This window comes from Paenibacillus ginsengarvi (assembly GCF_003626695.1).
GTDB lineage: Bacteria > Bacillota > Bacilli > Paenibacillales > NBRC-103111 > Paenibacillus_AB > Paenibacillus_AB ginsengarvi.
On the sequence record NZ_RBAH01000004.1, the window covers coordinates 12,321 to 38,032 of the forward strand.

Consider the following 25,712-nt stretch of genomic DNA (forward strand, 5'->3'; position numbering starts at 1 on the left):
TTTCCTCCTTCCTGGATATCCGTTCTGATAGTTCCTTCATAGGGTGCGAATCAGTTTACGGATCACCCGCGCGTAGTAATATTGCCGCCGTTCGAGCGTCCATGCGTCCGGCGAGCCAAAGGGAGGGACGCGCCACTTCAGCGCTTCTCTGATTTCTCGCAGCCACACACTGTCTCCGATGGCGAAATACAAGTTCCTCGTCTCATCAACGAGGCTATAAAGCTCCGCTAAGCTTTCAGCCGTCCCGTAGCGGCTCCACTGCTGCAAATACGCATCCCGCACATAAGCCCGATCCGAATCGCTCACCGTCCTCCGTATCACGTTCAGAAATGCGGAAAGGCCGAAAAACGGATGGGAAATGTCCGACCATGCCCAGTCGAAAAACAGGATGCCCTGATCGGTAAAACGAATATTGCCCGGCCTCAGGTCGGCATGATTCAAGCAGTCGGGTATTGCAGAAGAAGCGATACGTTCGCACATGCTCCGCCAGTACGGCATGCTACCAGCCAGCTTCTCAAGCTCCTCCGCCGTCAGCCGATACGGGGAGTCCCCAAGCAGCAAAGCCGCCGTTTCGCTAACCGACTCCGCCAATTCGGCAAGCTGGGAGGTTCGATGCAAACGAAACGGATACGAAAGCTGCGGCGTTATGCGCTGGATGGAGGCGAGCTGAATCCGGGCGTATTCCCGCACGATCTCGGCAAGCTGCTCCTTGTCCGCGTGAGCCGGCAGGTCGCATCCCCCCATATCTTCCATCAGCACGCTGCCGCTGTCCGAATCGGCCGCAACCCAGACCGGAAGCGGTGCCATGTTCCACTCTCGCAGCACCTTCGTTATTTCCAGTTCGCGGACGAAAATGGAAGCGCTTATTTTCAAATAGCGATCGGCTCCATCCGCCCTGCAGCGGAATACCGAGGATACATAAGCATTTTTCAGTTGCTCGATCTCGGTACCCTTATCCCGGTCACGGATCGGCGTTTCCGCCGTAAAGCCGATCAAACGTTCCAAATAGGGTCGAAACCCCGTTTCCACCCAGGGCATCACCCGGCTGCTGCGGTAATGGTCCGGCAAATGCAACAGCACGTCCCGCAGCTGCGAATGCTCCGGATACGCAGCCGCCGCGGCCAAATACGGAATCCACGCGTCATCGGGGGCATCATCATCGCTGCCACATGCAGCTTCCAGCACCATTATGGTGATATCCGCCGCCGCCGACTCCAGCATATACGTTCTGAATACCGGAATCGCATACCGCTGTTCGAACCAGTACAAGTACGGAGCCGGATTATCGAAGCCAATCTGCTCGGCAACTCCGAATTCATAAACAGGGATGCGCATAACCCCATCGACAGGCGTCATAAAGACGCGGGTTCCGTTATCGCGCGCGAGCAAAAAGTATAGCGGCTTGGACGCCGTCATCTCGGCTCCCCTCCCTTCTCCAGCGAAAATATCGACCCTCCGAGCTGCACCATCCGCTCCCGCCATACGGCGAACTCATCCGCGTCCCGGGGAATGGCAAGCCATTCCGTATCGCCTGTCTCCGCCCCGTTCATGACGCTTCTCAGCTCATACCGCCCGAACACCCGCAGCACATCGCGGGCGTCCTGAATTTCGCTCACGTCTTCTCCAATCATCCGTCTGGACGCATACGACAGCCTGTGCCTCTCCCGGACCCACTCCGGCGAACGCTGTATTCGCTCCAGGACAGAACTGTCGTCCAGCTTTTTGAGCGTATGGAACCGTTCGGCCAGATCCCGGCAACCGCGAAGCTCCGCAAGCCGTTCGAATCTCGTCCCGAGACGGGCGAACGAGTTGTCGCGATCCCCCCAGCTTTCCAGCACATACGTCCGCAATAGCTCGATAGCTTCATGGCCGTAATACGCCGCTTTCGCCCATAGCCGGTTCTCAATCGCCTCGTCAAGCTCCAGCAGACTTATTTCAAAGCGTCTCCTAAGCTTACTCCGTCTTAACGCTGTCACTTCCGGAGCGAACCGATTCCGCCGAATCCATTCCAGCAGATCAGCGCCGATCCTTTCCGGATCGTAAACCGCTTGTCCCAGGTACGCTTTGTCCAGGCTATGATACACGGACAAATTGTCGAACAAGCCCTCGAAGACGGTACTGTCCACGTTCACGACATCGGCAGCCAGATCTGCGGACCAATAGAGCGTTCCTACATCGAGCGCGGTACGCCAGCCTTCCCGCTCCCACTCCTCGATCAGCTCTGCCCTGAGCTGCTTAATTCGCTCGTTCGCGGTGAGCTCCCGTCCCGGCTCGTAGATCGGGATGATATCGATGTCCGATAATGGCCACGGCTCCCCGCGTCCGAGGCTGCCCCCGAGAATAAGCGCCTTTACGCCCTCGCTGCGGCGAAACGTTTCCACCGTCTGCAGCGCTCTCCGTTCCAGAATGGCTTTCCAATCGGCCAAATAATCGATCTCGTTCATGTCCGCTCCCCCGTTTTCCCGTACGATATCCGATTTCTCAACTCCCATCTTATCCGTACCAGCTGCGCAAGGAAAAGGAATGATTCGCTATATTCATTTTGTATGGGGGTCTTAAATCCGATTGACAGGATGCGGCGGGGATGTTACGATCCCTTCATAGTATTCATAGTAAATTAATAGGAATAATGAGTATTGAAGATGACAGCTTGAATGGAGGCATTGCGAATGGGCAATGGGGTTCAGCTTGACGAAACGTGGACCAAGCGAATATTGGACACCGTCAAAGGAATGGAATACGGCAATGTGAATATTATCGTACATGCCGGCAAAATCGTACAAATCGAGCGCACCGAGCGGAAAAGGTTCGACACCCCTGCCCTCAGTCCGGTCCGCAATCCCTCCGGCACGCTCCAAAAGCGAGGGTAGCTGGCACGCCGCTCCAAGGCGCAGTACAGCTTGAACCCTGTTCGCCGCAAAAAAGCCCGCCTGTTCCAATAAAGGAACGGACGGGCTTGCCTTTTTAACCTCCGCTTAATCTCCGCCGCCTCCGCAGCCCGACGAAGAGCTGCAGGACGAGGAACCCGAATCGCCCGAGGACGAAGAGTCGGAGGAGGAAGAATCCGAGGAGGAATCCCCGGAGTCCCCTCCGTCACTGGTGCCGCCTCCGTCCCGGCCCAAGGAATCGTCCGCGATTAGGGTCGCCGTGCAGGAAGAACTGCCGCAAGAAGCGTTGTTCCGCTTCTCCTCCTCCGGCATGATTTCCTCCATCTGCTGCGTATAACGCTCGGGATCGAGAACGGAAAACATCAGCATCGACGACGCCAGCGCCCCGAAAGCGACTCCGCCTGCCGCCCCTGACATCGAGGACGTCACGGAGGAGCGGTTTGCCGTCATCCCGGAGCTGTCCGCTGCCGCACCCGCGCGGGTGATCTGCTCCTTCGCCATGTGGATGAGCAGCGCGATCGTCTCCTCCACTTCGGGATTGTACTCCGCCGCCCGCGCGTGGAACAGCGCCGCGGCGATCCTCTCCTCAGACTCCCATCCCAGCATATCGAGCTTTTCGCGGTCCAGCGGATAACGGAAAAATCCGCGCCATATGCGCCCGCTATACGGCGTCTGAGCGAACAGATGGCTGTACACCCAGTCGAACCAGGCCCGTTCCCCTTGCATCGACACCGGCTCACCGTGCGGGGCGTGATGAATCGTCCGCCCGTTCCAGTGCTGGCAAAACCGCTCGTATTCGCGGGTAAACATAAGCATCTCGTGCCATATATCGTCTACTTCGGGACTGAACATTGGCACCTGCTTCAAAACCGTATTCATCAGCAAATACCGTTTGAGCTCAAGCAGCTTCCACTCGTATTCGGCCTCGCTCATCCGCGCATATTTGCCGAGTACGCGGCGTTTCAGCATATCGCCGAAGTTTTCCGCAAATGCGAGCTCCAGCTGTCTCGCCGTTTCGTCGAGCGGTATGTCCGCCGCAAGTCCGAGCTGGTCCGGTATCGGGCCCGGCCGATACATACGTTCCGTCTCCGTCTGCGGGGGCGCCGCTTTCCGCGCTATTCCTTCCGCATGGCCAGGCATACCCGGCGATTTTTTCCTTTTGGCCGACACGACACTTAGAACTACCGCAACAAGAACTACAATAACGATAGCAATTACGATTCCTTCCAACTTTATCCACTCTCCTTCCGGACCTTCTATATGTAAGTACACCCCTATACAACCACTATATCATGCGAGGGGGGCGCGATGTACCCGGTAACGTCTTTTTCTGGTATGATAAAACTACATATTCGCCATAACCCCGCTTGGAGGCTTTTCATGCGCAGCAAACGAATCGTTATTCTCGTCATCGCCGAGCTTGTCATCGCGGTTGCATTTGCCTTCGCCTGCGCGCTTGTTCTGCTCTATGAGAAGGACGAGCCGTGGCTGCTCGCGCTGCTCGTGATTGGAGGAATCGCCGGTCTGCTGAACGGCGCTTACCTCCTGAAGCTGCGCCGCAAGCCGCCCGCGCGCAGACGGCCGGGAATGCCCCCAACAAAACCGGGCCGCGGCTGAACGCGGGCCTGTCTGAGCTTTCTCCCGGGAGAAGAAAAACGGTCCTGCCGACAACAGGACCGTCTCCGCTTTTATTTTATAAATTTACCGGCCTTTTCGACTGCCTCGTCCTCGGTCGGCGCCGTAATGTAGCGCCCGTTTACGAAGACGAACGCCGCCCGCGCGCACGGACCGCAGTACGATTTGCAGCCGACCTTGACGTCAGCGCCCGGAGCCAGCTTTTGCAGCTTGGGCAGCATCGTCTTCACTTTCATATGTTTGCATTTGTCGCATATGCGAATATCGTTGGCCATGATCCGATCCTTCTTCTTTGCGGCTTTCCTTAGTGGTCGCCGGTGTTCCCTTTGCTAGGGTTCGTGATGAAGAAGCCTTCGTTCGGCAAATATAAATAATCGATCTTGACGCCGTCAAGCATCGGTTCGTTTTTCTCGAGAATGACATCTATTCCTTTATCAGTCGAAACGACGATATCGTCTTCGCCGGCCTCGTCCAATCCGAGCGCATAATGCACGTGGTTGCCGTGCGTGAAGTCGACCTTGACCCGTACCTTCAGCCCGCTGTTTTCCTCCAGCGTCAGTTCATTCAGCAGCACTTTCGCCGCTTTCCTCGTTATTTTGACGTTCATGTAACGCTCAACTCCTTGTTTGTCGTGATTCACTTTCAAAATGATACCACGTTTTACGGGCATCGTCTAACTTTTGTGGACTTCCCCTGCGCAAAACGATAAAATGTGGGGAGAATCCAACATTTACCGAGGTGCGGCCGATGCTATCGTTTTACAAAAAATATTACAAGACCGTTTTCGACATTGCGCTTATGGCGCTGACGGTTTACTTGTTCATGCTCGCCTTCAGCTACTTGTACCGGATCGCCACCCCGATCTTCCTGGCACTTGTCATCTTCGCGATCATCGAGCCGCTGGCGAAATTTCTGAACCGGAAAGGCATGAAGAAGTCGCTGGCGACGACGATATCGACGCTGCTGTTCATCTTGATTCTGCTCAGCGTCATCATCGGAGCGGGCGCGATCTTTACGGCCCAGTTGTATCAGCTCACTCAGAAAATACCGGTCTATGCGGCCATCCTGCAGGAGCAGATCGTCGGCAATATGGGCTACTGGCAATCGAAGCTGGAGGCGCTGCCTCCCGACTGGCTCGATCGGGTCAAGGACTATTCGTCTATTATTACGAGCAAAGGCGCAAAGCTGGCGACTACGTTTCTAGGCGGACTGTTCGGCATGCTCACTTCGTTCTCCTCGTTCCTTTTCAACTTTGTGATCGGGATTATCCTGGCTTACTTCCTAAGCCTCGAGATCGACTCGTGGAAAAAGTTCGCGACGGACAAAACGCCGCGCACGTTTAAAAACGCGTTCTTTTTTCTGAAGGAAAACGTGCTGAAAGGAATCGTCTCCTATGTAAAAGCCCAATCGAAGCTTATTACGCTGACGTTCGGGATCATCTTTATTGCGCTGCTCGTGCTGCGCGTGGACAATGCTTTTTCGATCGCGCTGCTTTCCGCCATATTCGACGTGCTGCCGCTGCTCGGCGTTTCCACCGTGTTTATTCCGTGGATCATCTATTTGTTCGTCGTTGGCAATATCAAGCTTGCGATATCGCTGACCGTCCTGCTGGTGCTCGTCCTCGGGACGAGGCAAATACTCGAGCCGAAAATTACCGGCGACTCGCTGGGCGTTTCCGCCTTTACGATGCTTTCGTTCATGATCGTATCGCTGTCGCTGTTCGGCGTCGCGGGCGTCATTTTATCGCCGGTGCTCATTATATTGGTAAAAGCGCTGTACGATCAAGGCTACCTGCGCAGATGGATAAGACTGCCCGAGGAAGAATACGACAAGCATATCGTTTGACGCAGTTTGTGCGCTCGTCTCCCGGTTATTCGCGGGAAGCCTGCTTGCCGCTTTCGCCCGCACCATACTTTCGCTCCGCTCGAGAAGCGAACCAGTTCATCGCAAGCATAGTGACGGCAATGTCGTCAAGCGGGACAAACGGAAGCGCATCGGGCAGTACCCAGTACAATAGAACCGGAACGCCGAAAAGCAGCTTCTCCGCGAGCGGAACATCCGCTGAGCCAAGAAGACGGATGACGCGCCGGACAACGTGGCTCCAATGCTTATAGGACAATAGCTTGCGAATCATCCCTAGCCTCCCTTCCCGGTCTCCGCTGCTGAATTCAGGCTTACCCAAAGGAGATTTAGAACCCATGTTTGTACTGCTTATCGCCGGCGGAGATCTGCTTGTTCTCTTCCTGTTCGTGCTCGCCGGCCGGGAAGATCATGATATGGCGTTTTCATTGACCGACTCGCTGCAAACGGCTCTCCCGTTCGCCATCGGCTGGATCGTTGCTCTGCTTGCCTTCCGCACGTACAGGGAGAGGACCGTTTCCACGTTCGGCAAAGCGGCCGGATACGCGCTGCTCACGTGCTTGATAGCCGTTCCGCTTGGTCTGCTCATTCGCTCGCTTTTACTCGGAAGACCACCGGCAGGCACTTTCGCCTACGTAGCTTTCCCGCTTATCGCTTCCTTTATGATCGTCTGGCGCCTCCTCTGCGCGGTCTTATACCGGTGGGCCGGTCGTCACGGCAAGTAAAGCGCTGGCAGGCTCCTCGTTCGTTTGCAAAATAAAAGCCTCCGCTCCGCTTAAACTCAAGCGGAGACGGAGGCTTCAGCTTTTTACAGACGATCTAACAACGCCGCAAAAGCTCCCATCCGGTATTCGTCAATCGGCACACGAACTTGTGCAGCACCTCTTCGCCGGTTTCGATGGCGATCAGAATACCGTCCTCCACCGGTACGATATGATGGATTTCACCGTTCGGTACAAGATCCGCGGCGAACGGGGCGACAAGCGGAAGAAGCTGCTCCTCGAGCCATATACGCTCCTTGAACCACTGCGGCGGTGTCGCCGATGGCGGATATCCTTGAACGGGCGCCCCAAGCTCAAAGGCCAGCCGCTCCGGATCGTTCGGTAACTGCCTTCCCTCTCCTATGGCGGCTACGAAACGCAAACATAGCTCGATCGTATTCACGATCTCCTCGTAGTCCAGCGAGCCGTTCGCATAACGGATTTCCACCGTGCCGATATCGAACCAGGCGGCCGCATTGATTCCGCAGCGATGAGACTGCGGCCTTCCTCGATGGCGAATGTGCTGCGGACTAGGCTCGGCAGCAAACCGCTGCGCCATATCCGGCGTAATCGGCGGGCAAAAGAACAGGCGATGCTCGCTCGTTCGCAGCAAGAATCGCAAAGCGTCTTGTACTTGAGCGGCCGCTTCCACAAGCGGCACGACGATCGGATCGCCCCAACTCTCTAGGCCGACATGCACATGCAGGCCGCAGCTCCAATTCGCCTCCGCACCGCCAGCCTTCAACCGGGTCAGCATCTCGCGAATTTGGTCGCGCTGCTCCCACTGAATCGGCGGCGGCTTCAGCTCGCTTCCCGACTCCGCACCTGTCAGGTCGAGCTGCTTCTCATCCAGCGACATTTCCCAGCCGGGCAATAGTTCTACCTCTGTCGGCCGGCCTCCTACGAATTCGATCTCTACCCCGAATTTAAGCTGTTTCCAATCAACGATTTTCGGCCACATGCCGTATCCCCTCTTTCATCTGATTGTAATCGTAATTGCAAGGGGTTACATGCATGGAGGACCACGGGCTTAGCGGGGTACTTGTTCACGGTTCATATCGGTCACTCCTTCGCCTCTTATAGTCCGGCTCTATTATGGCGAATTACACACCCCAGCCCTCTGAATCGGACGGGCCGGCTGTTCGCATACTAAGATCGCATAAGTTTTATATGCTTCCATTGTACAATGAATGTAGGAATGGAATCCACTCCCAGATAGATAACGAACCAGGAGGCATGGACGATGATATTGGATGGCAAAGTAGCAATCGTTACGGGAGCCGGCTCCGGCATGGGCCGGGAGATCGCGATTCTATTCGCTAAGGAAGGAGCATCCGTCGTCGTATCGGACATTAACGAGGGGTCCGCGCGCGAAACGGTACTGCTGATCGAAGCGGCCCAAGGGACCGCAACCGACGTCGTCGCCAACGTGGCGAAAGAGGAAGATATCCAGCGACTGTTCGATGTCACACACGAAACGTACGGAACGCTGGACATTCTGATCAATAACGCAGGCATTATGGATGGCATGGTGCCGGCTCACGAATTGACCGACCAGCTCTGGGAACGCGTCTTCGCGATTAATGCGACGGGACCGATGCGGGCGATCCGCAAGGCGCTGCCTCACTTTATGGAGAAACAGAAAGGCGTCATCGTGAATATCGCTTCCGTCGGCGGATTGTACGGATCGCGCGCCGGAGCCGCTTATACCGCCGCCAAACATGCGGTTGTCGGGTTGACGAAAAACGTTGGCTTTCAATATGCGAAGCTGGGCATTCGCTGCAACGCGATCGCACCCGGCGGCGTGCAGACGAACATCGGCGTAGGCAGTTCGGAACCGAATACGTTCGGACTGGAGAGAGCGATGGCCGGCGTGCCGCTCAATCCGAGAACGGGAGAGGCGGGAGAAATCGCCAAGGTCGCGCTCTTCCTTGCTTCCAACGAATCGTCGTTCGTGAACGGTACGGTCATCACCGCCGATGCCGGCTGGACCGCCTACTGAGAGCTAAACAAACGGAAAAGGGATGAAAGCGGCGCTGCCGCTCCATCCCTTTTTTGCTGCTGTCACCTAGATAACCGCGTCATTTGCCAAAACACGGGCGACACTTTGATCTGCTCACCGAGCCATTCCAGCGCAATCGCCTGGAACGTTTCAGGATCGCCGCTGCAAAAGAAACGGTGAACCGGGACTTTACCCGAAGTCTCCAACTGGCCGCGATGATGCAGCAGCGTGCTGATTTCCCGGGCCGTTTCGTCAGCCGAGCTGATGATCGACACGCGGGGACCAACCGTCTCGGCAATCATCTGCGCCAAAAACGGGTAATGCGTACAGCCGAGAATGAGGCAGTCGATTGGACTGTTCAGCAGCGGCTGGAGCGATTGGCTGACGACTGTACGCGCCATATCCGAACGGTACAAACGTTTCTCTACGAGCGGCACCAGAGCCGGACAAGCCAGACTGACGACACTCGTATCCGGGTTCAGCTCCTGAAGCGCTCTTGGGTAAGCGCCGCTCGTTACCGTATTTTCCGTGCCGATAACACCGATCATCCCCGTCTTCGTGGCTTTGATCGCCGCCCGCGATCCCGGCTGGATGACGCCCACAACCGGTATGTTCACTTGCGAACGCACATGCTTAAGGGCGATGGCGGTCGCCGTGTTGCAAGCGATCACGATCATTTTCGGCTGGAATTGAAGCAGGTATTCGACGATTTGCTCCGTAAATTTCAACACTTCATCCGGGGCTCTCGGACCGTACGGCGCTCTTCCAGTGTCACCGAAGTAGACGATTTCCTCCTGCGGCAGTTGCCTCATCACTTCTTTGGCGACCGTCAGTCCTCCAACGCCGGAATCCAAAATGGCGATCGCTTGATGCACGTTATCGCTTCCTTTTCCTCGGCAGATGAAGACTTCATACTACAATATGAAGAGCCGGAAGGAAACGTACCAGCGGGCCGGCGGCGCATGCGCCGCCGCACCAGCCTTTCTTTACTTTTGCAGCTCCGCGAGCGTACCGAACTCGTACCCCTCGCTCTTGATCTGCTTCAGTATGCGATCCATTGCCTCGATGTTCTCCTTCGAGGCCTGATGCATCAAGATAACGTTGCCGTCGTGCAAGTTGCCGATAATATCGTTGTATGCGTCGTCGGCACCGTTCTTGCGCGGCTCCCAGTCCTTCATCGCAGTCGACCAGAAGTAGGACGTGTAACCGAGATCAGTCAGCAGCGTCAGCAGATGCGGGCTGTACGTCCCGTACGGAAAGCGGAAATATTTCGGCGAATCCTGACCGGTTATGCCTTTGTACAGCTTCTCGAAGTCGGTCACTTCCTGTTTGACCTGGTCGTCGGTCAGTGTCGTGAAATCTTTGTGCGTAATCGTATGATTGCCGACTGTGTGGCCTTCTTCAAGCAGAAGCTTGAGATAGTCCGGATTGTTTTTCAAATTATAGCCGGTAACGAAAAAGGTCGCCTTCACGTCGTTGTCCCGCAGCGCGCCGAGCAGCTTCTTGTAATCGAGCAGCTCGCCGCCGACGTCGATCGTCAAATACACTTTTTTACCTGTGCCGACCCATACCGCCTTTTGCCCCGGCTTGAGCTGCTTCACTTCGGCCGGGAATCCGGGCACTTCCCCTTTTTTCTTCTTCATGTAATACCAGGAAACGGCTTTTTTATCGGCAGCCGTCGGTTTGGCCGCCTCCTTCGGAGGCTGGTACGTTTGCGATTGCACCGATTGTTGGGCTGGCGTAGTCACGGGAGCCGGATCGGGCTCCTTCTTCGGTTCCTCCGCCGGCTTGCTTTCCTTCACCGGCTCGGGTGTTGGCTTCACGGGTTCCGGCGCCGGCTTGTTCTCGGGCTGCTGTGCCGGCAACGTTTCCTTGCCTCCTTGCGGCAAGCCCGAGCTTTCCTTCCCTGTATCCGAACACGCGGAGAGCAGCGTGCCGGCTGTCAAAGCTACGGCCAATAACGAACTAAGTTTGCGCATCCAATTCCTCCTCACGTTGCTATAGGCCTATATTCGCCGTCAGGGAATGATTTCCTCTCAGGCTCGTCCGATTGTTCAAGCCTTCTTCGACTTGTCTAAACGCCAGAGCGCGAGATGAATCGCCGTAATAAGCACGAATGCGGTCAGCGCCAGGAACGGAATCGTAACGAAGCCGAACCAGTTAATATACTCCGCGTCGCAAGGCACGATCCCGCACGAAAACGAATTCGACTTGAACAGATCCGTTTTCTCCATCAAGTAATGGTAGATGGAGATGCAGCCTCCCAGAATCGTCATCGGAAGCACGTACATGTACACCTGCTGCTTGCGCACCGCCGCAATGCCGATCAGGAACACTTGCGGATACATCAGGATGCGCTGGTACCAGCACAGCTTGCACGGCAAATACCCTTTTACCTCGGAAAAGTACAAGCTGCCCAGCATGGCGACGAGGGCGATCGCCCACGACAGATGAAGGCCGTTTTCGGCCATAAATTTACGCATGGTTACGGTCCTGTCTCCCTTCAAAAGACGTTTCCTCTACATTATAGAGGAAACAGGCCCTTCTTGGAAAGAAACGGGGGACATGTCTCCATTAGGGCGATAATTCCGTAAAAGCTACTATTTGGTTACCCGCGTTTGAAACTTTTTGTCGACTAATACGTTAATTGTATAGAATACCCATCAACTATTGGAAAGGATTTCTGATGGAACCGAAGCTTACGAATCGTACATCCGCCCCGGGACCAACCGTTCGTTCACCCAAGAAAAAAAAGAAACGGCGGGGCCTCCGGTTTGTGCGGAACTTATTTCTTCTTATGATGATTTCGGCCGCGCTGTTCAGCGGCTGGTTTTTCCTTACCGCCTCCGGCAATGAGCTGCGCTACTTGATGGCCGACACGCTGATCACGACTCAGCACCGGCATTGGGCGAAATATTTGATCGGTCAGGAAGGGCTCGACAGGCAAGTCGCCAAATATATGCAGCAGTTCGAGGAAATGTCGGAAACGACGAGCACAGTGAGCGTCCATGTGCCTCCGCCGCGGGAGGAAATCAAAAAACAGGAAGAACCGCTTGTCAAAATCGAGCCGATCGAAGGTGCGAAATTCAAAGGCCATCTGCTCATCGTCCGCGATCCGAAAAAAATACGTCTGGCCGTTCCGGACAAAGTCGGCAAAGGCGAGAAGGTGTCCAGCATGGTGAAGCGAACCGGCGCCATTGCGGGCGTAAACGCCGGCGGCTTCGTCGATCCGGAATGGATGGGCAACGGCTTCCAGCCGACCGGGATCGTGATTTCCGGAGGCAAAATTTATTACAACGACGGCGCTATGACAACGCCGACGTCCATTGTAGGCATCGATAAAGATGGGCGCATGGTAGCCGGCAAATATACGCCCAAACAGATGCTCGAGATGGGTGTACAGGAAGCGGTCACGTTCACGCCAAAGTTTATCAACGACGGCAAAGGATTGATCAAAAACCAGGCCGACGGCTGGGGCATCGCTCCGCGTACTTGTATGGCGCAGACGGCGGACGGCACGATTCTGTTCGCCATTATAGACGGACGCCAAACGCACAGCATCGGCGCCACCTTGTACGATATTCAGCAAATCTTTCTCGAGCGGGGAGCGGTCATCGCCGCCAATCTCGACGGAGGCTCCTCCACCGTGCTCGTTCATAACAACGAGATCGTCAACAAGCCGGCCAGCCCGCACGGCGAACGCTACTTGCCGACCGCCTTTCTCGTCTTCGACGATCCGGCCAAGGCGCCGATCCGCAACGTCTGGGAAGGGCTCGACATCAGCAAAATCGATCCGTCCAAATGGTAACGACGGGATAACCATGCAAAAAGAGGCTCTCCATCGGAAAGCCTTCTTTTTGTGTGCTTTTTAACGGACTCTTTTCTTATTTCAAATCGCGTCTGCCGAGCACTTCGGCATCAGCCGGCATCATTTCCTCGCTCGAAACGACCGCTTCCTTGCGGGCATCCTTCCATGCCTTCACTTCTTCGGATACCGAATCGACGACTTCCTTCGCCTTCTGCATCCATTCGCCCGTATGCTCCGATACCTGCTTCGCGATGACCTGCGTTTTGCCGCCGACCGTTTCCGCCAGCTCGTGCGTCTTCTCCCCGATCAGATGCGCCTGCTCGGAAAGGTCCGCTCTCAGCTCCTTGCCGCTTTTGGGAGCGAGCAGCAGCGCCGTGACCGCGCCGAGCACGCCGCCGACAATCGCTCCGAGCAAAAAGTCTTTCCCTCTTCCGCTATGTTCAGACATTGTGATCCTTCCTTTCGTCTGGTTGTTGTTGCTTTTGCTGTTGGATGTCTGGCCGTTTTCGGGACTGCCACTTGCGCCACAAGTGAAGAGCGAGCGACGCCCACTCCATCAGCTCCGCCGTCGTATTCCGTTCCCGGTTCACCTTATCGCCGGCGAGCCGGACCGAATTCGATACGGTCGCCGATACCTGCTTAACGGATGCCGTTACCTCACTGACCGATTCTCCCACTTGCCCGATGGAATGAAATAGCGTGTCGAGCGAATTCATTTTGCCTTGCACGTTATCCGCGATTTGCTGCGTCTGCTGCATCAGCTTGACGGTTTCTCCTGTTACCGCGTCCAGCTTGGCGTCGATATGGACGAGTGTCTCGTTTACCTGCTTCAAGGAAGCCCGGGCGGTTTGCAAAGCCGCGACGAGATAAACGACCAGCACGATAAAAGCTGTGGCGATGCAGGCAACGCTAATTTGAATGATCAAAACGGCTTCACCTCGCTAACTGCGTATTGGGGCTGAGAAAAACGGCTTGCGGGGAGCGGGCGGCTCCCGGTAATCATGCTTCTTTCTAGACGAATGCCCAGTTCTTACTCTCATTATAAGTACATCAACCATCGTTTGACACAGCTAAGGCTGAAAAAAATCGAAAAAATTGCCGACGCTTGGCAGAAACGCCTCTCTCCGCCGCTCTTCGTACTGCCGGACAGCCGGCGCGCCCGATTAGACGCCGCACCGGACTTAAGGCTATAATAATACCATATTCGCCATTTTATCCACAAAGGGAGTCTGGTCATGGAACGCGAACAAGGCTTGTCCGAAATCCAGCGCACGCGCATTATCGCCATCCTGCGCGGCGTGAAAGAAGCCGACATCGAGCCTCTAGCCGAAGCGCTGCTCGCCGGCGGCATTACCGTGCTCGAAATTACGCTTAATACGCCGGGGGCGCCGGATATGATCCGCCGGCTGCAAGCTACTCACGGCGACCGCCTGTTTATTGGAGCCGGAACCGTTCTGGATATGGACGATTTGCAGCTTGCGCTGGATGCGGGGGCTTCGTTCATCGTCACTCCGAACACAGACGAGGACGTCATTCGCCGCTGCCGCGACCAAGGGGTGCCGATTTATCCCGGCGCAATGACCCCATCCGAAATCGTCCGCGCCTGGAAGGCCGGCGCAACCGCCGTGAAGCTGTTCCCGAGCGCGAGCCTCGGGCTCGAGTACATTAAAGAGCTGCAAGGACCGCTGAAGCATATTCCTATGGTTGCCGTCGGGGGCGTTAACACCGACAATATAGCCGATTTTATCCGCACCGGCTGTCACGCGGTCGGAATCGGCAGCTACGTGATCAATTTGAAAGAAATCTGCGAAGGCAATTTCGACTGGGTAAAGGAGCGCGCCTCCCAGCTCACGAGCCGAACGATTGGATAACGGGACTTGCCTATCAGTCATAATAGGGCAATATGAAACTGCTGGCAGGAAGCCAAAAAACACCGGTCATGACCCCGGGAACGGGATCATGCCGGTGTTTTCCTTTGCCGGCTGCAACCAGCCGCTTACTTCGCTTTTCCTGCGGGCGTAATCCGGTAGACGCACTTGCCATCACCTTTGGCAAGACATTCCGTACGCTCCACGTCCGCCCCAAGCAGTTCCTCGAACAGCTGCTGCTCGCATTCGCAAGCATCGCCGTACCGATTGGCTACCTGGGAGATCGGGCAGTTAAACTCCTGAAGCACGAACCCGTTCTCGGTCCGATCCCAATCGACCATGTAGCCATTCGCGTTCTGGATATCCGCCAGCTTCTCGACCTTCTCTTCCAGCGACTTGCCTTCCATGCCCGGTTCATATTTCTGGACGAGCTTCTCCTTGCGTTTGCCGAACAGCTTGCCGACCGTCTCTTCGTCCCCCAGCTCGCCGAGGAGATCGAGCGCCAGCGTATGATAATTTTTGGGAAACAGATCTTCCGCTGCTTCCGTCAAACGATATACGTGCATCGGCCTGCCCATGCTTTGCCGAACGATATGCGAATCGATATAGCCGTCACGCTCCAGCGTATTCAAGTGGCGCCGTACGGCCATCTCCGTAATAGAGAGCCGTTTGGCCATTTCGCTTACGCCGAGAGGACCGCTCGTCTTGAGCATTTTGACAATCGTTCTTCTTGTGGAGGATTCTTGTTCCATATCCAAGCTCGGGTCACCCCCAGGTGGTCTATATATACAATTCGCACAGCCCGATATCGGGATCGGGATATGCGCTTATCGCCATTTTATCGCAAAATCGGACATAAGTAAATTAATAAACAACATTGTTTCAAAAATAGGCGGGCGACGGCGCCGATCCGTCCGGACACCGTAAACATCCGCCTGCCGCGTCAGGCTAGCTCCTTGAATATAAACTGCTTGACCGATTCACGGAACTGCGCCAGCAGCGCCGGAAGCTTGTCCGTAAGCGGGTGCAGCTCCTCGCGCCCGGCATGGGCGTACTCCTGAACGAGCGGCTTGCGTAGACGAACGAGCTGCTGCAGCGGTGCGTAGAGATTATCGGGAAAAACGCCCTCCACATGGAGAATGTCCACAATATCCTCGTAGCTGCTCGCATCGCGCATCAGAAATCCGTCGATAAGCAGACTGCCCACATCGGTAACGAGCTCGATGGACAGATGGAGCGTCCTCTCCTGGGCGAGCATGGCGATCAGATCCGGAGTCCCTCCGCGCCATTCCGCAGTCAGCTTCTCCGCCGCTTCGGACAGAACGGGGATCATATTCAGTCGATCGCCGATCTGTTCATGGTTGACATAATACATCGAAGTTCCCTACTTTCTGCTGCGCTTGCGCTTATTCCATTTGGCCCACAATATAACGGCGATAAAGGTCAGAGCGACGATTAGCACCACATACATCGCTTGTCCGATATCTTCCATTTCGAGCTTGGCTTGGAGCGGCCAACTATACATCGGGTTCACCATCCTACCTGCCTTAACCGGATGCCTGTATATGCGGCATTGGTCTTATCTCTACTTAGTTTAGCTTCGCGCGATGCAAGCGTCAAGAAACGCGGGCTCCGGTAGTTATCATCCGTACCCATCGGTCAATCCCAAATATACATTGGCATACATTTCTCTTACTTTCTCTGTAAATATACCTTTTTTATCAATTATCGTGTATAGTTAATGTTGCCAAGATAAGCTTTGACAGAAAGGAAGACCTTACATGATAGGAATATGGGTATTGCTCGGCATTTTGACGGTTCTCATTATCGGTATATTCATATATGCTCTAAATAAAGGCTATTCCAAAAAATGGGACGAATGAACCGCTATATACCGAGCGGGGATTGTCACCATTTGGGAATCGTTGTAAAATAGAGCCAGATCAGACTTTAACGGAGGAAAAGGCCATGATGATCCCCGTCCTGAAAGCGAAAAATGAGAACGAAACCGAACTCGTCATGCTTGATCTAAACGATGTTTTATATATCAACATTGAAAAACGAAACATCGTCTATCATACGATGGACGAAAAATATTATCATTTGTCCACGCTCTCCGAGCTTTACGACCATTTTTTTGACAGCGGTTTCGATCTGCTCGACAAAACGAATCTGGTCAATTTGAATAAAATCAAAAAGCTGGACAGCAAACAAGGAAAAATCTATTTCGAAGATCAGCCGTCGGCCGACAGCAAGTACGCCACGGTCGCCTTCATCAAGCAAAAGATGTTCCATAACGTCATTGCCCGCGCCATCGCGAACAACACGAATACGAGTCTTGAATATTCGTCCAAGCCGGCAGGCGACCGGTTTCGGATCGTTCCCCGCACATCGGAAGACGGATAAGTCCGTGCGGGCGAGCTTTACCGATTCGCTAAGTTCATTACAAGATGAAAGAACCTTTCCGAAGAAAGGTTCTTTCATTTTGTTTCCGCGAGCGGACGGGGCTGATAAAACGACCCGACGGCCTGCGGGGTTTCCTTTATGATCTCGAGCTGCTTGAAGCAGCGGCTCAAGACGAGCAGCTTCTCCTCCGCCTCGTGCTTGCTAAGCGGCGAGCCTAGTTTTTTACCTTTGTAGCTTATGTAGTAAGGCATAGTTCTCAGCCTCCTTTATGGTGATTCCGGACTACAGATTCGGCAAAATCTCAGCGCCCCCCGGTCCAAGCTCATAGAAGGCGCCGGGATCTTCTTACTAATACTGTATACGTAAGCTCGGTGAAAAATGTTACCGTAGCTTTAATATTTTTTTTCGTTTTTTGATATATTTCGACATAATTATCGATTCCTTAACGGTTTTCCTGTTTGTTTTTTAATATTTCTATCAGCTTGCGAAGCTTTTCCGGCAGCGGGACGCCGAGTATGCCGCAGTTTTCCGTAATCGAGATTAGCTCGTTGGCCATATAGAAATAGATGAATCCGGCCATAAACAGTTCCGTTTCAAGCAGCAGATCGAACCGGTGCCCGAGCATCACGATCACGATCATCAGCCCTTTTTTCCATATTCCCCAAAATCCTTTCGCGCTATTCAGTCCTGCACCCGATTTGAGCGAAGCAGCTACGCCGGTCACGTAATCGACTGCGATGAGTAGAAAAAAGAGCTGCACCAATTCATTCCAACCTCCGAACATATAGTTGAGTATGGCGCCGGCTACGCCTACCAGGGCATTAAAGCCGAACTGCTGCATGCGCACCCCTTCTTTTCTGTGGAAGCTTTTCTACTATAATTTTATGCGCCGAATGCTAGAAACGTGCCGGGGCGCTGTGCGGAATTTGCCGGAGCCGGGCTTTAAGGCCTAACTGTTTCCTTTTTCGACATCGTATCTTACGGCCGAAGCGTTTTCATGGCTTTTATTTTCCTCTATGCCTTGACTTTGGCAGGGCAAAGCAATAAAGTATACCGGAAGTAGAGCAAAATTCGTTTTTTTTTGATAAAATAATAGATAGTCATTTTGTTTCGGGCGCTATCGGTGCCGGACTACTTCACGACCCATTCAAGGAGGAAGCCATTATGCCTAAGGCTAAAATGAGATCAGATATGATCAAAAAAGGATTCGACCGCGCGCCTCACCGCAGCTTGCTGCGCGCTGCCGGCGTGAAGGAAGAAGACTTCGACAAACCGTTTATCGCCGTATGCAACTCGTATCTCGATATCGTACCGGGGCATGTGCATTTGCAGGAATTCGGCAAAATCGTCAAGGAAGCAATCCGCGAAGCGGGCGGCGTTCCGTTCGAGTTTAATACGATCGGCGTCGACGACGGCATCGCGATGGGCCATATCGGTATGCGTTATTCGCTCGCAAGCCGCGAAATTATCGCCGACTCGGTCGAAACGATGGTGAACGCCCACTGGTTCGACGGTATGATCTGTATTCCGAACTGCGATAAAATTACGCCGGGCATGATGATGGCCGCTCTGCGCATCAACATCCCGACCATCTTCGTCAGCGGCGGACCGATGAAAGCCGGACGGACGAAGGACGGCCGCGCCATCTCGCTCACTTCCGTCTTCGAAGGCGTAGGCGCGTACATGACCGGCAAAATCGACGAGAAAAGCCTGGAAGAGCTTGAGCAATTCGGCTGCCCGACATGCGGCTCCTGCTCCGGCATGTTTACAGCCAACTCGATGAACTGTCTCGCCGAGGTACTCGGCCTGGCACTCCCGGGCAACGGCACGATTTTGGCAATCGCGCCGGAACGCCGCGAATTCGTCAAGAAATCAGCCACGCAGCTCATGGAGCTGATCAAGAAAGATATCAAGCCGCGCGACATCGTGACGAAAGACTCGATCGACAACGCGTTCGCTCTCGATATGGCGATGGGCGGTTCGACGAACACCGTGCTGCATACGCTCGCGCTGGCGCACGAAGCGGATATCGACTATCCGATCGAGCGCATTAACGAAGTGGCGAAGCGCGTCCCTTATTTGTGCAAGCTCGCTCCAGCATCGGATCATCATATCGAGGACCTGCACAATGCAGGCGGCGTGAGCGCGATCATCAACGAATTGTTTAAAAAGGAAGGCTCCCTCGTCGGCGACGTCTTGACCGTTTCGGGCAACACGCTGCGCGAGAACGTCGCCGGCTGCGATATTACTGATTCCACCGTCATCCGCTCGGTGGAAGATCCGCACAGCAAGGAAGGCGGCTTGTCGGTTATGTTCGGCAACCTCGCGCCGAACGGATCGATCATCAAGGTCGGCGCGGTCGACAAATCCGTCGGCGGCTACCACCGCGGACCGGCTATCTGCTTCGACTCGCAGGAGGAAGCGTTGTCCGGCATCGCTAACGGCAAGGTGAAGGAAGGCCACGTCGTCGTCATTCGCTACGAAGGTCCGAAGGGCGGCCCAGGTATGCCGGAAATGCTCGCGCCTACGTCGCAGATCGTCGGCATGGGTCTTGGCACGAAGGTCGGTCTCATCACCGACGGCCGTTTCTCCGGCGCTTCCCGCGGCATCTCGATCGGCCACGTTTCCCCGGAAGCGGCCGAGGGCGGTCCGATCGCCTTCGTTCATGACGGCGATATGATCGAGCTGGACATGAACAACCGGACGATTACGCTCGAAGTGAGCGACGAAGAGCTGGAAAGCCGCCGCTCGCAATGGGCCGGCTTCGAGCCGAAAATCAAACGCGGCTATCTTGCGCGTTATTCCGCCCTCGTTACGAACGCCAGCAAGGGCGGCGTCATGAAAATGTAAGTGGATTTCGGAATGGAAGTTGCCCCCGGCCGACACGGCCGGGGCTTTCTTTTAGTACGTCATGAAAGGGAGTATATACTCTCCGATTATTCAGAATGTTTGCATTAGATTTACTTTTCGCCGACCGTTTGCAAAGCCTCGTCCTTCTGTTGTATACTTAAGAAGTCGCTTACGAGGGGCCTTAGCTCAGCTGGGAGAGCGCATCGCTGGCAGCGATGAGGTCAGGGGTTCGATCCCCCTAGGCTCCATAATAAACAAACGGACATCCTACAGGGTGTCCGTTTGTTTTTGGGCCTCAGGGGGATTGAACCCCTGAAAAGGGGTTCAGACCGCGCGCAGGGAGCGCAGCGAGTGAGCACGGCGTTTCAATCTACCGCTATGGTTGTCCTCGTTGAATAGGCTTTGTCAGCAAGTTCAATCAGAGATTGAAACATCCCCCTTGGCTCCACCATACATAAACTTCAAACACGCCAATCCAGCGTGTTTTTTGATTTGGCAATGTTGTTGGCGAAAGAGCGAACCCCATAATGTTCGAGCATCATTTCCAATCACATCCAGGGTTTGACATACATATTATTAGTACTGTATAGTAGTAACATGACAAACAAAAGATCAAGCATTTCAAACAAAGATATCGTCCTGAAGACCGCGTCGACCTTATTTCTAACAAAAGGGTTTCAAGTGACAAGCATGGACGAAATTGTTGCCCTCAGCAAAGTTTCAAAAACCAACATTTATTACCACTATAAAAGTAAGGAGGAGCTTTTGTTAGCAATTGTCGACCAATTGATCTCGCGGTATGAAGAACGAATATCCCGTACCTTGACGCAAGACATGTCCATTCCTGCAAAAATGGAGCGATTATTTCGAATCCTCACGGAGGATAATGAACAAATCGATTATGTTGGTGGATGTCCGTTCCTGACACTTTATACGCAGACTTCCCATTCCTCTTCGGAAGCGAGAGCTAAAATAAAAGCATTTTTCGATAAACAACTACAAGTTGTTGAGAAGCTGCTGGAAGAAGGCATGGAAAAGAAAGAATTGAGCCGGAATCTGCCCGTACATGAGACAGCGGCATTGATTGTCACCTCCATCGAAGGAGCTCTATTCCTAACCAAGGCCACCAACAATCCAATGCTAGCTCAGAATCTTATTCAAGCTTTTGCTTCGATGCTTAAGTGATTAGTTACTTAAGTCATTTTTTTTGCACCGACTAGCACTATTCAGTACTATTAAATGAATCGAAAGGCAGATGATTCAATTGAAAATATTCCTGACTGGCGGGACGGGTTATATCGGTAGCCATATTCTTGCCGAGTTAATATCCAAACATCACGACATTATTGTACTCGTGCGAAGTCTTGATCGCTTTCAACATACCCTCGGGCGGTTACATTTGCTTGAGGCGCAACACGTTACTGCAGTAATAGGAGATTTGTCGAAACCGAAATTAGGGCTATCCGCGAACGATTACAAACGAATACAAAATTCCGATATCATCGTTCATGCGGGCGGTCCCATGAATATTGAGTTAAGCCAGACTGAGGCAGAGCAAGCTTTTCTTAATCCTGCCATCGAATTGGCCGAACTTTCCGAAAAAATCCATATGAAGAAAGGATTGAAGCAATTCATTCATGTTGTTGGCTATATGAGTCCATATAACGAGCAAAATGCTATTCACAATCTGGATGCCGTTCTTGAGAAAGCTCCCCCGTATGAGAAGATGAAATTTCAAGCGGACTCCTATATACGAAAAGCACTAAAACCGTTAGGCATTCCGCTGTCCACGGTTAATCCCAGTACCGTCATCGGCCATTCTTACTCGGGAATTACGGAGCAGATTGGCGGTCTTAGTATACTGGTAGATGCTGTGAGAAGGAATCTTATGCCACTCGTTCCAGGAGGCAAGGACTACTGGCTGCCGATGGTACATATTGATCATGTCGCATCATTCATTGTTAACTTAGTGCAAACAAAGGAGCTTGCGAGTAATACGTATTTTTTATTGGATCCCAAGCAGGATAGTCCGTCGATCCGTTCATTGATCAGGCAAAATGCGATAGAGATGCGAGCGGCGCCGCCTTTCGGCACAATTCCGCTTGCTTTGTTGAAGTCTTTATTAAGACTTGGCATCGGCAAGCGATTGGGAATTCCCAAAGAATCGATGAATTTTCTCGTGAAATCGGAATTCCCGGTTACCTCGAAGTTTGAACTTGAGCGCAAGAACGGGGTACGGACATCCGTTGTTCCGACCACGCTTCCCTACGTAATCGCCGATCTTGATTTCCGGTTAAGCCATCCCTCATCCGAGCACCGCGAAGGGTTCGTGCAACGCAGAAGATCCAAACTGATTTCGTTGGAAAAAGAGAATCACGGTACACCGGTTATTTTTCTGCACGGAACATTCAGCGGGGCCGATTGTTTCGTTCCAATAGCGAAACAATTGAATGATGTCAATACTTGGCTGGTGGACCTTCCCGGATTCGGTCATTCACCGCGTCATCATCATCCTTCTCTGATGGACGGCTATGTAGAGGCTGTGATCGAAATGATTCACGAGCTGAATCGCCCTGTTATTTTGATTGGTCATTCGTTCGGCGGACTTATCGCTGCTAAGGTCATGGAAAGAATTGAGCAGCAGATCAGGCAACTCTTGCTATTGCAGCCCGTACTGCATCCCATTCATGCCAAATATAAATATGCAGGTGTTACCAGGTCGATTATGAAACTTATATCTCGCTCCGCGTTCAGAAAAACACTGCTGAAAGCCAATGACTTTATCGCGGACAGCGAACGACTGGATCACTACTCGAACTACGTCATTCATGATCTGCAGTCGACCCGCATTCGTTCTACCAACGCAATGGTCATGTCAGCGTTAACGCAAGTCCAGTCTTTCCAGCTAAAACCTGAATTATGGAACGCCCAAAAAGTACGAATCCATTGGGGTGACCGGGATGCAGCACATCATATTCCGGAACGATTCAAGCACATCGATACAACTTTCATCCCCTATGGTCATCAATACCCTTTGGAAGCTCCGCATCAGGTGGCTGAGTGGCTTCGTCAAGTTTTGGATCTTGAGTTGTCATAGAAGCATATTCTTCGGATGGCCATTCAATATGTCAAGTATAAATTTCATTGAAATTTGGGGCAGTGAAACCGACCAATGCGGGAGAGCGCATCGCTGGCAGCGATGAGGTCAGGGGTTCAGACCGCGCGCAGGAAGCGCAGCGGACGAGCACGGCATCCTGTGAAGTATAGCTCCTGTTTCGGACATTAGAGACCGTTATCATCGAAGATTCGAAATTTTGGCTTTCATATGGTCATTATTGTCCATTAGCGAGGGAATTGTCAGGGAAAACCGTGAAGAATTCCCCATAATGGTCATTAGTGTCCATAAGCACAAGGAATGTACTTTATTCTTGTTCTAAAGGTCAAGATTGACCACTTGATAGGTCCGATAACGCTGTTGTCCATTGTGAACAATTAATACATTCATTTCTACAAGCTTGTCCAATATACGTCTCGTCTGTCTAGTGGATCGATTCAGGTGCAAGGAAAGTTCATCGGAGCGAAAAGGTCGAATGATTCCGCGCGCAAACCGCAAAGCCTCTGCTTCAATCCAACTAAGCGAATGATTTGTTGAAATAGACACAAACTTACCGACAAAGGACAACGCCATCTGCTGGATAACCTCCGGCTCTTCCTCGATAGATAAATACGCAACAGGAAGGAACAGCCAATCTCCCAATACTAGATATGCTTGTTTCTTGCATAAATCCCTGAACCGCCATGGTTCGATATCTCTGGCGTGAGATCGGTAACCGTGGATTTCGATGCAACCTTTGGCTCCGCCGGGCATATAAGCAAGATCCAGATAACGATATCGGTTGCCATAATCCCGAACTTCCCATTCCGCATACAAATGATTAAAGTTACCTACGGCAGGAAACCATATCGTTCTCAAAAACTCTTTCGTGCCGTGTCCAATTTCCTTTTGAAGGATTTCGCGTCTTCTCGGATTTTTTTCTACAGCAAGTTGATCGTGAAGCCATTGGTTCATCTTTGTCTCAAAAGCACTCATTAGTATCCCTTCTTTCGATCTAGAAAATAAAATGCCGCCTTGATCCGGAATCGCAAGAGATTCCTTATAATCAAAGCGGCATGTGCTTCACGCCAATACATAATTTTACAATAGTATATTTCATGAATTCAGCTTTGGCAATAATTTTTCTAGGGGTCCAAGAAGTCATGCAAATTGGGGTAGTGAAACTAACAATAGCTATGCGGTCAAGGGTTCAGACCCGTGCAGGGTGCTTTACCCTCTCTGCTACAGAATCCACTTTCCTACCGCTTAGTGAAAAGCTGACCAATGTGGCTGCTAAGCCGAGTGTAAGAAGCGTTGCCGCGAGCCAAGGATGATGCTGCAGCGTAGCCGATTCACTCACCAAATATCCCCCCGCCCCCGCACCGCCAGCAATGCCGAGATGGATGACGGAGGTGTTCAAGCTTAAGACGAAGTTGGCGGACTTGGGCGCTTGCTGAATCATATAGCTCTGTACGGCTGGACCGGAAGCGAACAATGCGATAAATAAGACCGCGATCAGCCCGACTGCAAACGGGGTTGAGAACGTAAAGACGGGCAACAGCACCAAACAAAGCAAATGAATAAAAAGGCTGGCTCCTAACGTACGCGCAGATCCCCAGCGGTCCACCAAACTGCCCCCGAGCCGGGAAGCGAAAGCGCCGATCAAACCGAGAGCGAGCATCATAAACGCAATGTCGGCCGTTTCGAATCCCAATAATTGCTGCAAGTAAGGCGATATATAGGTTAAGAAAACGGAATTTCCACCTTCGCGAAACAGCGAAATCATAAAGGCAGTAAGAATAACGACGCTTCCTGCCTGCTTGAACTGGCGTGATAACGGAACCGGTTCATCGCCCTCCACAGCGGGCAAGAGGCGAAAAATGACTGTACCGACCAAGACGCTAAGCGCACCCAGGATCATAAAGATGGCCTGCCAATTCATCCAGTCGGCTATGCCGATGCCAAGCGGTACGCCCAGTATCATTGCACTGCTGAAGCCCAAAATAATCGTTCCGATCGAACGGCCAAGCCTATCGGCTGGCACAAGTTTGGCGGCGATGCCTAAAGAAACGACGAGGAAAATGCCGGAGCTGGCTCCTAACAGCACACGGGAAGCCATTAACATCTCGATGTTTGCGCTAAAGGCGGATAGTGCGTTCCCGGCGATAAAAACCGCCAGCGAACCAATAAGCAGCGATCTCCGGTTCACACGGCTCGTCATCACAATTAGAAGCGGGGTAGCAATGGCGAAGGACAAAGAATATGCGGTAATCAGTTGTCCGGCAATTGCCAAGGAAATGTTTGCATCATCTGCGATCCGGGGTAAAATTCCAGATACGACCAATTCAGACGTGGCGGTAAGGAATACGCCGACGGCGAGAATATAGATCGAGAAAACATTTGTTTTCATTGTGTATCGCTCCCTTTCGTTCCGTTACACGTATTATATTTAAGTTTCTTTCATTAAGTAAGTACGCAAAACAAATGGATGTAATCCAAAATAATGGACCTACTTACCATTCGGTAAGTGATAGGGGTGC

The 25,712-nt window shown here is 52.9% G+C and carries 30 protein-coding genes and 1 tRNA gene; 12 read left to right on the plus strand and 19 right to left on the minus strand.

The features are described 5' to 3' along the window. Positions 1–36: 36 nt before the first annotated feature. Positions 37–1,416 (minus strand): aminoglycoside phosphotransferase family protein, encoded by a 1,380-nt coding sequence (locus tag D7M11_RS06815; protein WP_158606488.1) that lies wholly within the window; start codon positions 1,414–1,416, stop codon positions 37–39. After that, complete coding sequence (locus tag D7M11_RS06820; protein WP_120746427.1) at positions 1,413–2,492, minus strand: nucleotidyltransferase domain-containing protein; 1,080 nt, start codon at positions 2,490–2,492, stop codon at positions 1,413–1,415. The genes D7M11_RS06815 and D7M11_RS06820 overlap by 4 nt, the downstream gene beginning before the upstream one ends. 177 nt (positions 2,493–2,669) lie before the next feature. Between D7M11_RS06820 and D7M11_RS06825 the strand changes: the two genes are divergently transcribed. Next, positions 2,670–2,870 carry a YezD family protein gene (locus D7M11_RS06825; protein ID WP_120746428.1) on the plus strand — a complete coding sequence of 67 codons (201 nt, stop codon included), beginning with the start codon at positions 2,670–2,672 and terminating at the stop codon, positions 2,868–2,870. A gap of 105 nt (positions 2,871–2,975) precedes the next feature. On the opposite strand, the gene D7M11_RS06830 is transcribed toward D7M11_RS06825, so the two are convergent. After that, positions 2,976–4,118, minus strand: a complete 1,143-nt coding sequence (locus tag D7M11_RS06830) for a glycine-rich domain-containing protein (RefSeq protein WP_120746429.1) — start codon at positions 4,116–4,118, stop codon at positions 2,976–2,978. Positions 4,119–4,268: 150 nt separating this feature from the next. Here D7M11_RS06830 and D7M11_RS06835 point away from each other — a divergent pair, with 150 nt between their 5' ends. Then, complete coding sequence (locus D7M11_RS06835) at positions 4,269–4,505, plus strand: hypothetical protein (protein WP_120746430.1); 237 nt, start codon at positions 4,269–4,271, stop codon at positions 4,503–4,505. Between the two features lie 71 nt (positions 4,506–4,576). Here D7M11_RS06835 and D7M11_RS06840 read toward each other — a convergent pair whose 3' ends face one another. Further along, positions 4,577–4,798 carry a YuzB family protein gene (locus D7M11_RS06840; RefSeq protein WP_120746431.1) on the minus strand — a complete coding sequence of 74 codons (222 nt, stop codon included), beginning with the start codon at positions 4,796–4,798 and terminating at the stop codon, positions 4,577–4,579. A 29-nt stretch (positions 4,799–4,827) separates the two neighbouring features. Continuing rightward, positions 4,828–5,130 carry an iron-sulfur cluster assembly accessory protein gene (locus tag D7M11_RS06845; RefSeq protein WP_120746432.1) on the minus strand — a complete coding sequence of 101 codons (303 nt, stop codon included), beginning with the start codon at positions 5,128–5,130 and terminating at the stop codon, positions 4,828–4,830. Between the two features lie 140 nt (positions 5,131–5,270). Here D7M11_RS06845 and ytvI point away from each other — a divergent pair, with 140 nt between their 5' ends. After that, complete coding sequence (ytvI, locus tag D7M11_RS06850; RefSeq protein ID WP_120746433.1) at positions 5,271–6,368, plus strand: sporulation integral membrane protein YtvI; 1,098 nt, start codon at positions 5,271–5,273, stop codon at positions 6,366–6,368. 25 nt (positions 6,369–6,393) lie between these two features. On the opposite strand, the gene D7M11_RS06855 is transcribed toward ytvI, so the two are convergent. Beyond that, a complete protein-coding gene (locus tag D7M11_RS06855; protein WP_120746434.1) occupies positions 6,394–6,657 on the minus strand; it encodes a hypothetical protein in 264 nt (87 codons plus the stop codon). 64 nt (positions 6,658–6,721) lie between these two features. On the opposite strand from D7M11_RS06855, the gene D7M11_RS06860 reads away from it, so the two are divergent. Further along, a complete protein-coding gene (locus tag D7M11_RS06860) occupies positions 6,722–7,108 on the plus strand; it encodes a DUF3054 domain-containing protein (protein WP_120746435.1) in 387 nt (128 codons plus the stop codon). Positions 7,109–7,202: 94 nt separating this feature from the next. On the opposite strand, the gene D7M11_RS06865 is transcribed toward D7M11_RS06860, so the two are convergent. After that, complete coding sequence (locus D7M11_RS06865; RefSeq protein ID WP_120746436.1) at positions 7,203–8,105, minus strand: amidoligase family protein; 903 nt, start codon at positions 8,103–8,105, stop codon at positions 7,203–7,205. Between the two features lie 282 nt (positions 8,106–8,387). On the opposite strand from D7M11_RS06865, the gene D7M11_RS06870 reads away from it, so the two are divergent. Next, positions 8,388–9,146 carry an SDR family oxidoreductase gene (locus D7M11_RS06870; protein WP_120746437.1) on the plus strand — a complete coding sequence of 253 codons (759 nt, stop codon included), beginning with the start codon at positions 8,388–8,390 and terminating at the stop codon, positions 9,144–9,146. A gap of 62 nt (positions 9,147–9,208) precedes the next feature. On the opposite strand, the gene racE is transcribed toward D7M11_RS06870, so the two are convergent. The 3 genes from racE to D7M11_RS06885 all read right to left on the minus strand — a co-directional run bounded on the left by racE (position 9,209) and on the right by D7M11_RS06885 (position 11,629). Next, positions 9,209–10,021: a glutamate racemase gene (racE, locus tag D7M11_RS06875; RefSeq protein WP_120746438.1), complete on the minus strand. Its 813-nt coding sequence runs from the start codon at positions 10,019–10,021 to the stop codon at positions 9,209–9,211. A gap of 111 nt (positions 10,022–10,132) precedes the next feature. Then, the gene (locus D7M11_RS06880) at positions 10,133–11,125 is read right to left on the minus strand and encodes a polysaccharide deacetylase family protein (RefSeq protein WP_120746439.1); all 993 of its coding nucleotides are present in this window, start codon (positions 11,123–11,125) and stop codon (positions 10,133–10,135) included. 75 nt (positions 11,126–11,200) lie between these two features. Next, a complete protein-coding gene (locus D7M11_RS06885; RefSeq protein WP_240040984.1) occupies positions 11,201–11,629 on the minus strand; it encodes a disulfide oxidoreductase in 429 nt (142 codons plus the stop codon). A gap of 203 nt (positions 11,630–11,832) precedes the next feature. Between D7M11_RS06885 and D7M11_RS06890 the strand changes: the two genes are divergently transcribed. Further along, entirely contained in the window at positions 11,833–12,954 is a 1,122-nt protein-coding gene (locus D7M11_RS06890) for a phosphodiester glycosidase family protein (RefSeq protein WP_120746440.1), read from the plus strand. A gap of 76 nt (positions 12,955–13,030) precedes the next feature. On the opposite strand, the gene D7M11_RS06895 is transcribed toward D7M11_RS06890, so the two are convergent. Together D7M11_RS06895 and D7M11_RS06900 are read right to left on the minus strand one after the other, a co-directional pair. Continuing rightward, positions 13,031–13,402 carry a YtxH domain-containing protein gene (locus D7M11_RS06895; protein ID WP_120746441.1) on the minus strand — a complete coding sequence of 124 codons (372 nt, stop codon included), beginning with the start codon at positions 13,400–13,402 and terminating at the stop codon, positions 13,031–13,033. Further along, complete coding sequence (locus D7M11_RS06900) at positions 13,395–13,880, minus strand: DUF948 domain-containing protein (protein ID WP_120746442.1); 486 nt, start codon at positions 13,878–13,880, stop codon at positions 13,395–13,397. Before D7M11_RS06900 ends, D7M11_RS06895 begins: the two co-directional genes overlap by 8 nt. A 309-nt stretch (positions 13,881–14,189) precedes the next feature. On the opposite strand from D7M11_RS06900, the gene D7M11_RS06905 reads away from it, so the two are divergent. Continuing rightward, entirely contained in the window at positions 14,190–14,825 is a 636-nt protein-coding gene (locus tag D7M11_RS06905) for a bifunctional 4-hydroxy-2-oxoglutarate aldolase/2-dehydro-3-deoxy-phosphogluconate aldolase (protein WP_120746443.1), read from the plus strand. Between the two features lie 125 nt (positions 14,826–14,950). On the opposite strand, the gene D7M11_RS06910 is transcribed toward D7M11_RS06905, so the two are convergent. From D7M11_RS06910 to D7M11_RS36325, 3 genes are all read right to left on the minus strand, one after another. Beyond that, positions 14,951–15,580: a helix-turn-helix transcriptional regulator gene (locus D7M11_RS06910; protein WP_420817769.1), complete on the minus strand. Its 630-nt coding sequence runs from the start codon at positions 15,578–15,580 to the stop codon at positions 14,951–14,953. A gap of 185 nt (positions 15,581–15,765) precedes the next feature. Beyond that, positions 15,766–16,197, minus strand: a complete 432-nt coding sequence (locus D7M11_RS06915; RefSeq protein WP_120746444.1) for a DUF86 domain-containing protein — start codon at positions 16,195–16,197, stop codon at positions 15,766–15,768. Between the two features lie 9 nt (positions 16,198–16,206). Beyond that, on the minus strand, positions 16,207–16,347 hold the full coding sequence (locus D7M11_RS36325; protein WP_158606489.1) for a hypothetical protein: 141 nt from the start codon (positions 16,345–16,347) through the stop codon (positions 16,207–16,209). A 443-nt stretch (positions 16,348–16,790) separates the two neighbouring features. Here D7M11_RS36325 and D7M11_RS06920 point away from each other — a divergent pair, with 443 nt between their 5' ends. Next, the gene (locus D7M11_RS06920) at positions 16,791–17,228 is read left to right on the plus strand and encodes a LytTR family DNA-binding domain-containing protein (RefSeq protein ID WP_120746445.1); all 438 of its coding nucleotides are present in this window, start codon (positions 16,791–16,793) and stop codon (positions 17,226–17,228) included. A gap of 74 nt (positions 17,229–17,302) precedes the next feature. Here D7M11_RS06920 and D7M11_RS36330 read toward each other — a convergent pair whose 3' ends face one another. Together D7M11_RS36330 and D7M11_RS06925 are read right to left on the minus strand one after the other, a co-directional pair. Continuing rightward, positions 17,303–17,479 (minus strand): hypothetical protein, encoded by a 177-nt coding sequence (locus tag D7M11_RS36330; RefSeq protein WP_158606490.1) that lies wholly within the window; start codon positions 17,477–17,479, stop codon positions 17,303–17,305. A 191-nt stretch (positions 17,480–17,670) separates the two neighbouring features. After that, positions 17,671–18,069, minus strand: a complete 399-nt coding sequence (locus D7M11_RS06925) for a phage holin family protein (protein WP_120746446.1) — start codon at positions 18,067–18,069, stop codon at positions 17,671–17,673. A gap of 323 nt (positions 18,070–18,392) precedes the next feature. Between D7M11_RS06925 and ilvD the strand changes: the two genes are divergently transcribed. The 4 genes from ilvD to D7M11_RS06945 all read left to right on the plus strand — a co-directional run bounded on the left by ilvD (position 18,393) and on the right by D7M11_RS06945 (position 23,175). Further along, positions 18,393–20,078 (plus strand): dihydroxy-acid dehydratase, encoded by a 1,686-nt coding sequence (ilvD, locus tag D7M11_RS06930; RefSeq protein ID WP_120746447.1) that lies wholly within the window; start codon positions 18,393–18,395, stop codon positions 20,076–20,078. A gap of 175 nt (positions 20,079–20,253) precedes the next feature. Beyond that, positions 20,254–20,326, plus strand: a tRNA-Ala gene (locus D7M11_RS06935). Between the two features lie 349 nt (positions 20,327–20,675). After that, positions 20,676–21,263 carry a TetR/AcrR family transcriptional regulator gene (locus D7M11_RS06940; protein ID WP_120746448.1) on the plus strand — a complete coding sequence of 196 codons (588 nt, stop codon included), beginning with the start codon at positions 20,676–20,678 and terminating at the stop codon, positions 21,261–21,263. Between the two features lie 70 nt (positions 21,264–21,333). Continuing rightward, a complete protein-coding gene (locus D7M11_RS06945) occupies positions 21,334–23,175 on the plus strand; it encodes an alpha/beta fold hydrolase (RefSeq protein WP_240040985.1) in 1,842 nt (613 codons plus the stop codon). A 336-nt stretch (positions 23,176–23,511) separates the two neighbouring features. Here D7M11_RS06945 and D7M11_RS06950 read toward each other — a convergent pair whose 3' ends face one another. Continuing rightward, the gene (locus D7M11_RS06950; protein ID WP_120746450.1) at positions 23,512–24,168 is read right to left on the minus strand and encodes a transcriptional regulator; all 657 of its coding nucleotides are present in this window, start codon (positions 24,166–24,168) and stop codon (positions 23,512–23,514) included. Positions 24,169–24,382: 214 nt separating this feature from the next. Continuing rightward, a complete protein-coding gene (locus D7M11_RS06955; protein ID WP_120746451.1) occupies positions 24,383–25,582 on the minus strand; it encodes an MFS transporter in 1,200 nt (399 codons plus the stop codon). Between the last annotated feature and the right edge of the window lie 130 nt (positions 25,583–25,712).